The sequence below is a fragment of the Mycobacterium sp. genome (assembly GCF_032162105.1).
Lineage (GTDB): Bacteria > Actinomycetota > Actinomycetes > Mycobacteriales > Mycobacteriaceae > Mycobacterium.
Genome location: NZ_JAVRPS010000317.1, coordinates 1 through 9,981 on the forward strand (window position 1 = coordinate 1; position 9,981 = coordinate 9,981).

The 9,981-nt window shown below is 69.3% G+C and carries 8 protein-coding genes; 5 read left to right on the forward strand and 3 right to left on the reverse strand.

Going from position 1 to position 9,981, the window contains the following annotated elements; all coding sequences use genetic code 11:
- A partial coding sequence (locus QOC69_RS16360) for an ABC transporter permease (RefSeq protein ID WP_526441357.1) occupies positions 1-1,137 on the reverse strand: 1,137 nt, incomplete at its 3' end.
- Positions 1,138-1,145: 8 nt separating this feature from the next.
- Positions 1,146-2,915 carry an ABC transporter ATP-binding protein gene (locus QOC69_RS16365; RefSeq protein ID WP_526441359.1) on the reverse strand — a complete coding sequence of 590 codons (1,770 nt, stop codon included), beginning with the start codon at positions 2,913-2,915 and terminating at the stop codon, positions 1,146-1,148.
- A 196-nt stretch (positions 2,916-3,111) separates the two neighbouring features.
- Between QOC69_RS16365 and QOC69_RS16370 the strand changes: the two genes are divergently transcribed.
- The gene (locus tag QOC69_RS16370) at positions 3,112-3,630 is read left to right on the forward strand and encodes a DUF3558 family protein (protein ID WP_526441361.1); all 519 of its coding nucleotides are present in this window, start codon (positions 3,112-3,114) and stop codon (positions 3,628-3,630) included.
- Between the two features lie 56 nt (positions 3,631-3,686).
- Entirely contained in the window at positions 3,687-4,187 is a 501-nt protein-coding gene (locus tag QOC69_RS16375) for a DUF3558 family protein (protein WP_526441363.1), read from the forward strand.
- On the opposite strand, the gene QOC69_RS16380 is transcribed toward QOC69_RS16375, so the two are convergent.
- The gene (locus QOC69_RS16380) at positions 4,188-4,691 is read right to left on the reverse strand and encodes a SixA phosphatase family protein (RefSeq protein WP_526441349.1); all 504 of its coding nucleotides are present in this window, start codon (positions 4,689-4,691) and stop codon (positions 4,188-4,190) included.
- A 164-nt stretch (positions 4,692-4,855) separates the two neighbouring features.
- On the opposite strand from QOC69_RS16380, the gene QOC69_RS16385 reads away from it, so the two are divergent.
- From QOC69_RS16385 to QOC69_RS16395, 3 genes are all read left to right on the forward strand, one after another.
- Positions 4,856-6,007, forward strand: coding sequence for a metallophosphoesterase family protein (locus QOC69_RS16385; RefSeq protein WP_526441351.1), 1,152 nt, complete (start codon positions 4,856-4,858; stop codon positions 6,005-6,007).
- A complete protein-coding gene (locus QOC69_RS16390) occupies positions 6,004-8,616 on the forward strand; it encodes an AAA family ATPase (protein ID WP_526441353.1) in 2,613 nt (870 codons plus the stop codon). Before QOC69_RS16385 ends, QOC69_RS16390 begins: the two co-directional genes overlap by 4 nt.
- 29 nt (positions 8,617-8,645) lie before the next feature.
- Positions 8,646-9,981 (forward strand): GMC family oxidoreductase (locus QOC69_RS16395; protein WP_526441355.1); only part of this gene is annotated, 1,336 nt, incomplete at its 3' end.

Below are 9,981 nucleotides of genomic sequence, written 5' to 3' on the forward strand. Positions count from 1 at the left end.
CGGTTGCTCGTCGGCGTCCAGCAGGTCGAACACCCGCTCCGCACTCGCGATCCCGGACTGCAGCGTGTTGTACATAGCCGCCACCTGGGTGAGCGGCTGGTTGAACTGGCGCACGTACTGAATGAACGCCTGGATGCTGCCCAGCGTGATCTGGCCAGTCGCCACCTGAATGCCGCCGACGACCGCGACGGCGACGTAACTGAGGTTGCCGATGAACGTCGTGGCAGGCGACACCAGGCCGGAGAGGAACTGTGCCTTGAAGCTGGCCTCGTAGACGTCGCCGTTGAGCGCGCGAAACTTGTCCTCCGCGATCTCGCGGTGTCCGAACGTCTTGACCACGGTGAAGCCGCTGTAGGTCTCCTCGATGTGCGCGTTGAGCTTGCCGGTGTTGCGCCACTGCGCGACGAACTGACGCTGTGAGCGCTGCGCGATCGACCGGGTCGCCAGCAGCGACAGCGGCACCGTGAGCACGGTGATCAGGGTCAGCAGCGGCGAGATGGTCAGCATCATCACCAGCACCGCGACGACCGTCAGCACCGAGGTCAGTAGCTGCGCGATGGTCAACGTCAGCGAGGACTGAATGTTGTCCACGTCGTTGGTGACGCGGCTGAGCACCTCGCCGCGCTGCCGGGAGTCGAAGTAGGACAACGGCATCCGGTGAATCTTGTCCTCGACGTCGGAGCGCAACCGCACCATGGTGCGCTGCACCACCACGTTGAGCAGCCGGGCCTGAATCCAGACCAGCAGTGCGGCAATCAGATACAGTCCGAGCGCCAGCAGAAGGGTGCGGCCCACCGCGTCGAAGTCGACGCCGCGGCCCGGCACGACGTTCATCCCGGACAGCAGGTCGCCGAACGTGTTGTCGCCGCGGGCCCTGGCCGCTTCGATCGCCTGCTCCTTGGTGATCCCCGCGGGCAACTCACGCCCGATCACGCCGTTGAACAACAGGTCGGTGGCGTGCCCAAGGATGCGGGGTCCGACCACGCCGATCGCGATGCCGGCGACGCCGAGCAACAGCACCGTGGCCGTCATCGAGCGTTGCGGCGTAAGGCGTTTCACCAACCGGATCGCCGAGCCCTTGAAGTCACGCGACCGCTCCGTCGGCGCCTGCACGGCGCCGCGGATCGGCCGCCCCATCGGCGCGGTCACCGCGGCCCCCCGGCGGCTGGGTCCGATGTCGCCGCCGGGGCGGCTCCGGCGACGGACTGCGAGTCGGCGAACTCCGCGTAGATCGGGCAGTCGGCCAGCAGCGACTCGTGCGTGCCGGTGCCCACCACCGCGCCGTCGTCGATGACGACCACCTGGTCGGCTTCGGCGACGGTCGAGATGCGCTGCGAGACGATGACGACCGTCGCGTCCGCCGACACCTCGCGTAGCGCCGCGCGGACGCGGGCGTCGGTGTGAACGTCCAGCGCGGAGAAGGCGTCGTCGAACAGGTAGACGGCCGGGCGGCGGATCACGGCGCGGGCGATGGCCAGCCGTTGGCGCTGGCCGCCGGAGAAGTTGATGCCGCCCTGGGCGACGGGCATCTCCAGGCCGTCGGGGTGTGCCGAGACGAAACCGTCGGCCGCCGCCACCCGCAGCGCTTCCCACATCTCCTCGTCGGTCGCGTCGGCCTTCCCATAGCGCAGGTTCTCCGCCACGGTGCCGGAGAACAGGTAGCCGCGTTGCGGGACGAGGCCGATCGCCGACCACAGCTGTTCGGTGTCGTAGTCGCGCACGTCGACGCCGTCGATCACCACCGCGCCGCCGGTCAGGTCGTACAACCGGCAGATCAGCGAGATCAGGGTCGACTTGCCCGATCCGGTAGAGCCAACCACCGCGGTCGTAGTGCCGGGCCGTGCTGTGAGCGAAACATCCTGTAGCACTGGGCGATCCGCGCCGGGATATCGGAACGTCGCCGCCTCTATCCGGATCTGTCCTGTCACCGTCGCGGGCCGTCGAGGATGCTCGGGGTTGCTGATCGCCGGGACGGTGGACAGCACCTCCGAGATGCGTTCGGCGCACACCGCGGCGCGTGGCAGCAGCACCAGGATGATGGTCACCAGCAGCACGGCCATCAGGATCTGCATGAAGTAGGACAGGAACGCGATGAGCGAGCCCACCTGCATCTCGCCGTCGTCGATCCGCTTGCCGCCGAACCAGATCAACGCGACGCTGGACACGTTGATGACCAGGGTCGTGACCGGCAGCATCAATGCCTGCCACCGCCCGATCGAGAGCGCGGTGTCCGACAGCTCCTGGCTGGCTTCGGCGAAGCGCCCCCGCTCCAGCGATTCGCGCGCGAACGCCCGGATCACCCGGATGCCCGACAACTGTTCGCGCAGCACGCGATTGATGCCGTCGATGAGGCGTTGCATGTTGCGGAACAGCGGCAGCAGGTGCCCCACGATCCAGTAGTTGGCCAGTCCGAGCACCGGCACGCTGACCACCAGCAGCCAGGACAGTCCGGCATTCTGGTGCACCGCCATCACGATGCCGCCCACGCTCATGATCGGCGCGGTGATCAACATGGTGCACGTCATGGCCACCAGCAGCTGGATCTGCTGGACGTCGTTGGTGGTGCGCGTAAGCAGAGTCGGCGCGCCGAACCGGGCGGTTTCCTCGGCCGAAAGCCCCGTCACGTGGTGGAAGATCGCCGACCTCATGTCGCGCCCGAACCCCATGCCCGCCCGCGACCCGAAGTAGACCGCGCCGATCGCGCACACCACCTGCATGCCGGTGACGACGAGCATGATGCCGCCCAGCTCGGTGATGGTGCCGGTGTCTCCCTTGGCCACGCCGTCGTCGATGATCCTCGCGTTGATCGTCGGCAGGTACAGCGATGCGAGGGTGCTGACCACCTGAAGCACTGCGACGACGGTGAGCAGCCAGCGGAAGGGCCGCACGTACTGCCGTAGCAGCGCCCAGAGCATCCCGTAACTCTTGCACACCGACCACGACCGGATACTGTGCGGCCGCGCTCCTCGAGATGGCAAGAAAAGGCCAGGTCAATCGGCATGTCGGTGGTTGTAGACCACGGCTGCCGCTACAGTTGCGGGCGTGATTGGACGACGCTGCGACCTGAGCAGCAGGCGCAACGCCAAAGGGCCTGCCGCCAAGTTTGCTCTGATGGCCGCCGCGGTGATTCCGTTGATCGCCGCCTGCGGAGGTTCGGATCAGCCGACGGGGCCCGGGGTTCCGTCGACGGCCGCCCCGGTCGCCGGCGCCAAGCACGGCCCGTTCTTCCCGGAGTGCGGCGGCGTCACCGATCAGACGGTCACCGAACAGACCCGGATCACCGGACTGGTCAACACGGCCAAGAACTCGGTCGGGTGTCAGTGGCTGGCCGGCGGTGGCATCCTCGGGCCGCACTTCTCCTTCTCCTGGTACCGCGGCAGCCCGATCGGCCGCGAACGCAAGACCGAGGAACTGTCCCGCGCCAGCGTCGACAACATCACCATCGAGGGGCACAGCGGGTTCATCGCGATGGGTGACGACGTGGTCCTCGGCACCAGCCTGTGCGAGATCGGCATCCAGTACGACGACGACTTCATCGAGTGGTCGATCAGCTTCAGCGAGAAGCCGTTCCCCGATCCGTGCGGCGTCGCCAAGGAACTCACCCGCCAGTCGATCGTGAACGCGAAGTGACCGGGGCACGTGGAGCCCGCCGGGCGTTGGCGGGCACGGTGGCGGTGCTCGCGGCCATGACGATGCTGCTGGGCTGTTCGCGCACGGTGGAGGGCACGGCGGCCCGGGCGGGCTCCGGTGACAACCCGCGCAACGATAACTCGCAGAAGCAGTACCCGAACCTGCTCAAGGAATGCGACGTGCTGACCGAGGACATCCTCGCGAAGACCGTCGGTGCCGACCCGCTCGACATCCAGAGCACCTTCGTCGGCGCGATCTGCCGGTGGCAGGCGGCCAACCCCGCAGGCCTGATCGACATCACCCGGTTCTGGTTCGAGCAGGGCAGCCTCGACAACGAGAAGAAGGTCGCCAACAACCTCAAGTATCAGGTCGAGAATCGCTCGATAGCCGGCGTGCAGTCGATCGTGATGAAGCCCAACGACGGCAAGGGCGCGTGCGGCGTGGCCAGCGACGCGGGCGGCGTGGTCGGCTGGTGGGTGAACCCGCAGGCGCCCGGCATCGACGCATGCAGCATGGCGATCAAGCTGATGGAGTTGACGCTCGCCACCAATTCGTAGCTAGCGCGGCACGTGGAACGCGATCAGCGCCGCCCCGCGCAAGGTGAGCCGGTCCCACGGTTCGGTGGTGCCCAGCATGGCGATCGCCGAGGTGGGGAACTTCATCGCAATCTCCTGCGCCGCCGCGTCGTCGCCCTCGTTGTTCAGGCCGAGGGCGAGGGTCGACATGGTGGGCTCGTGGCCGATCACCAGCAGCGTCTCGACGTCGGTGTCGAACCGTGAACTCACTTCGTTGATCACGTCGATCACGGTGCCTGGCACGGCGTCGTAGAGCCGGTCGACGTATTCCACCGGGGCGTCGATCCCGGTGTGCGCCAGCGTCTGGCGTGTGCGCGTGGCGGTGGAGCACAGCACCGCGTCGACACCCGGTGCATTCGCCCGGATCCAGTCCCCGGCCAGGGGCGCCTCGCGGATGCCCCGCGCAGCCAGCGGCCGCTCGTGGTCGGGCACGCCGGCCGGGTAGTCCGACTTCGCATGTCGAAGCAACAACAGCGTCCTGCTCATGGGAGTCAACGTAGCGCTACCGGTACGCTCCGGTGCGGGCCCGCCCGCAGAACGGCTTGACGTGACCGCCCGAACACATGCCGGTCGAGGTCCGCCGACTTGTCGGCGCACGGACCTACACTCGCCTTGCCCCACCCAGAGATAGCAGCGAGGAGGACGCCGAGATGCGCTTCGTGCACACCGCCGACTGGCAGCTCGGCATGACCCGTTACTTCCTCAACGGCGAGGCGCAGCCGCGGTATTCGGCCGCACGCCGCGAGGCCGTCGCCGGTCTCGGGCCGCTGGCCGCCGAGGTCGGGGCCGAGTTCGTCGTCGTGGCTGGCGACGTGTTCGAGAACAACCAACTCGCCCCGCGCGTCGTCAGCCAGTCGCTGGAGGCCATGCGTGCCATCGGGGTTCCGGTCTACCTCCTGCCAGGCAACCACGATCCCCTCGACGCGTCGTCGGTGTACACCAGCGCGCTGTTCCTGGCCGAGTGCCCCGACAACGTGACGGTGCTCGACCGCGCAGGCGTGCACGAGGTGCGGCCGGGGCTTCAGCTCGTCGCGGCCCCTTGGCGTTCCAAGGCGCCCACCACTGATCTGGTCGGGGACGTGCTCGACGACCTGCCCGCCGACGGGGTCACCCGCATCGTCGTCGGCCACGGCGGGGTCGACGTCTTCGAGCCCGACCGGGACAAGGCCGATTTGATCCGGCTCGCAGCGGTGGAGGCCGCGCTGGCGCGGGGCGCCGTGCACTATGTGGCGTTGGGCGACAAGCACTCTCGGACCGAGGTCGGTACCACGGGCCGGGTCTGGTACTCGGGTGCGCCCGAGGTCACCAACTACGACCACATCGAGTCCGACCCTGGTCACGTGCTGGTCGTCGACGTCGACGAACGGGATGCGCAGCGGACGGTGCGGGTGGATGCCCGCAAGGTGGGGCGTTGGCGGTTCGTGTCGATGCGGTTCACGGTGGACAGTAGCCGCGACATCACCGACCTCGGCCTGAACCTCGACCTGATGCCCGACAAGGACCGCACCGTGGTGCAGCTCGCGCTGACCGGGTCGCTGACGGTGACGGACAAGGCCGAGCTCGACGCCTGCATCGACAAGCACACCCGGCTCTTCGCGGCCTTGACGTCGTGGGACAGCCAGACCGACGTCGTGGTGGTGCCCGCCGACGGCGAGTTCGACGATCTCGGCCTCGGGGGGTTCGCGGCCGCGGCCGTCGACGAGTTGGTGGCGACGGCACGCGACGACGGCGAGCAGGCCGTGGACGCCCGCGCCGCGCTGGCGCTGCTGCTGCGTCTGGTGGACCGGGGTAGCGCCGCATGAAGCTGCACCGTCTGACGCTGCGCAACTACCGCGGAATCGCCCACCGCGACATCGAGTTCCCCGATCGCGGAGTGGTGGTGATCAGCGGCGCCAACGAGATCGGCAAGTCGTCGATGATCGAGGCGCTCGACCTGCTGCTGCACTCCAAGGACCGCTCAGCCAGGAAGGAGGTCAAGCTGGTCAAGCCCACTCACGTCGACGAGGGCGCGGAGATCTGTGCGGTGATCTCCACCGGCCCTTACCGTTTCGAGTACTTCAAGCGCTTCCACAAGCGGCCGGTGACCGAGCTGACGGTGCTGGAGCCGTGCCGCGAACAACTCACCGGCGACGAGGCGCACGACCGGGTGCAGGCGATCCTGAAGGAGACCGTCGACATCGATCTCTGGCAGGCCCAGCGCGTGCTGCAGTCGGGGGCCACCGCACCGGTCGATCTGTCCGGATCCGACGCGCTGTCCCGCGCACTCGACGTCGCCGCCGGGCAGGCGGTGGCGCTGTCCGGGGCAGAGCCGCTGCTGGTCGATCGCATCGACGCCGAGTACCGCCAGTACTTCACCGCGACCGGTCGGCCGACCGGCGACTGGGGCACGGCGATCACCGGGTTGCGCACCGCGGAGGGCAATGTGACCGAATGCGAGGCCGCGGTCGCCGAGGTCGACGACGCGCTGGCCCGACACGGTGAACTGACCGACCGGCTGGCCCGCGCGACGCTCGATCGCGCCAATGCGGCCAAGTGCCTCGACGCCGCACGTGCGGCGGCCGAGACCGTCAAGGAACTGACCGAGCGGCTGGTGCGCGCACGCGCACTCGCCGATGCGGCTCAACAACAGCGCACCGCATCCGTCGCAGCGCTCGACGAACGCCGCCGGCTGTGCACCGACCTCGACGCCAGAGCCGCCACCATCGCCGAGCTGCAGCGCTCCGCCGAGCAGGCCGGTATCGACGAGACGAAGGACCGCGAGGTGAAGGACTCGGCCGATGCCGGCCTGGTCGAGGCCAGGACCGCCGTCGAAGCCAGCCAGGCCAGGGTCGACGCCGCGCGGCGTGCCGTCGAGCAGATCGCCCACCGCGAGCAGGCCGAGCGGCTGGCGGCGAAGCTGACGAAGATCGACGCCGCCGACCGCGAGTTGCTCGGCATCGACCGCGACCTCGCAGCGATCGCGATGGTGGACGGCTCCATGCGCGGCATCGAGACCGCCGCCGCAGCGGTCGAGTTGGCCGCCGCGCGGGCCGAATCGGCCTCGGCCCGCGTGGAGTTGACGGCCGCGGCCGACGTCGAGCTGCGGATCGCGGGCGAGGTCGTCGCGCTGGTCGCGGGCCAGAGCTGGTCGGCGAGCGCCGCGGGGCCCACCGACGTCGAGCTGCCCGATCTGCTGACGGTGCGTGTGCTGCCGGGTGAGCCCGCCGCCGACACCCAGGCCGTTCTCGACGCCGCGCGTGCGCACCTGGCCGCCCAGCTGGCACGTGCCGGGGCGGCCGACGTCGACGCCGCAAGGACGCTCGACAAGCGGCGACGGGACCTGCTGGCGTTCGGCGATCGCGTGCGGGCCACCCGCGAGGCGCTGACAGGCGACGACTCCGTCGCCGGGATGCGGACACACCTCGCCGAGCTGCGCGAGGCTCAGCCCACCGACGTGCCTTGTGACGCCGAGGGGGCCAGGGCCGAACTCGAGGCCGCGACGGCCGACCGGCGCCGGGCCGTCGCCGAGTGCGACGTCCGTCGCGAAGCGGCGACCTCGGCGGCGGCCGCGGCGATGGACCAGACCACCCGCGCGACGGTTCTGCGGGAGCAGCTGATCACCGCAACGACCGAACTGACCAAGGTCGGTGAGCTCCTGGCCGCGCAGCGGGAGTCGGCATCCGACGACGCCCTTTCGGTCCGGGCGGAAGTCGCGGCCGAGCGTGCCCGCGAGGTCGCGACCGGTTTGCAGGCCGTCGAGACCGAGTTCGCAGGCGTTGCGCCCGCGGCCGTCGCCGAAGAACTCGGCGACGCCGTCCGCTGCCACGACGCGCTGGTGCGGGCGCACGAGGAGATCGGCGAGCAGCTGCGGGACACCAGCGCGCAGTTGCGGGCCTACGGCACGCAAGGCCGGCGGGGTCAGCTGGACGCCTCCCAGATCGAACTGCAGCGCGTCGTCGCCGAGCACGCCAGGCTCGGCAGGCGCGCCGACGCGGTGCGCGTACTTCGCTCGGTGATGCTGCGGCACCGCGACGACGCCAGGCTGCGCTACGTCGAGCCGTTCCGCGCCGAGGTGCAGCGGTTGGGCCGCATCGTGTTCGGTGCCGACTTCGAGGTGGAGATCGACGCCGAACTGCGCATCTGCAGCCGCACCCTGGCCGGGCGCACCGTGCCGTACGACTCGCTGTCGGGGGGCGCCAAGGAGCAACTCGGCATCGTGGCGCGGCTGGCGGGTGCGGCGCTGGTCGCCAAGGAGGACGGCGTGCCCGTCCTGATCGACGACGCCCTCGGGTTCACCGACGCCGACCGGCTGACCAAGATGGGCGAGGTGTTCGACGCCGTCGGCGGCGACGGGCAGGTCATCGTGCTGACCTGCAGCCCCGAGCGTTACGCGGCGGTCGGCGACGCGCTGCACATCGAATTGACCGCGTAGCGGCCCAAGGCCTCCTACACTCACGCGACGTGGACGCGGACTACATCGTGGTGGGCACCGGCTCGGCTGGCTCTGTACTTGCCAGTCGACTAAGTGCCGTGCCGGGCGTGCGGGTTGCGGTCGTCGAGGCAGGGCCGCCCGACAAGAACAAGTTCATCCACATCCCTGCGGCCTTCGCCAAGCTGTTCCGCAGCCCGGTCGACTGGAACTACCTGACCGAGCCGCAGAAGCAACTCGACGGCCGCCAGATCTACTGGCCCCGCGGCAAGACGCTCGGCGGCTCGTCGTCGATGAACGCCATGATGTGGGTGCGCGGGTTCGCCGCGGACTACGACGAGTGGGGCGAGCGGGCAGGCGCGGACTGGTCCTACGCCGGCGTCGAGAAGTACTTCAAGCGGATCGAGCGGGGGCCGCTCGTCGTGTCGCCGCAGCGCAGCCCGTCCAGTTCGACCGCCACCTTTCTGTCCGCCGTCGAGCAGCTGGGCCTCGGGCTCGAGGCGCCGAATCAGGCGTCGCCGGAGGGGTTCTGCCAGACACTGGTCACGCAGCGCAGGGGAGCGCGGTGGAGTACCGCCGACGCCTACCTCAAGCCGGCGTTGCGTCGGCAGAATCTGAAGCTGTTCACCGACGCCCACGTGACGAGGGTGCTCTTCGACGGCAACCGCGCGGTCGGCGTCGAACTCGACACCGACGGCAGACGTCAGGTGGTTCGGGCGCGTCGCGAGGTGCTGCTGTGCGCCGGTGCGATCAACACACCGCAGCTGCTGATGCTGTCCGGCATCGGTGACCGCGATCAACTCGCCGAGCACGGCATCGAGACGGTCCACCATGCACCGGAGGTGGGCGCGAACCTGCTCGACCACCTGGTGGTCCCGCTCGGCTTCGACGCCCAGCGCGATACGCTGTTCGCCGCGGAGAAGCCGCTGGAACTCGTCAACTACCTTGCCCGGCGCCGCGGCATGCTGACCTCCAACGTCGGCGAGGCCTACGGATTCGTGCGCAGCAACCCGGAACTCGAGTTCCCCGATCTCGAGCTGATCTTCGCGCCGGCCCCGTTCTTCGACGAGGGCATCGGCGAGCCGTATCCCGGCCACGCCGTCGTCATGGGTCCGATCCTGCTGAAACCCAAGAGCAGCGGCACGATCTCGCTGGCGTCGGCCGACCCGCTGGTCAAACCGCTCATCGACCCGCGGTACCTCTCCGACGACGCGGGCGAGGACCGCGCGGCGTTGATGGAGGGTCTGCGGATCACCGCCAGGATCGCCGAGTCACCCACGATGAAGACCGTACTCGGTGGCATCGCCAGGCCGGCCGGTGCGCGCGAGCTGACCGACGAGACACTGGAGCGGGCGCTGAACACGTTGT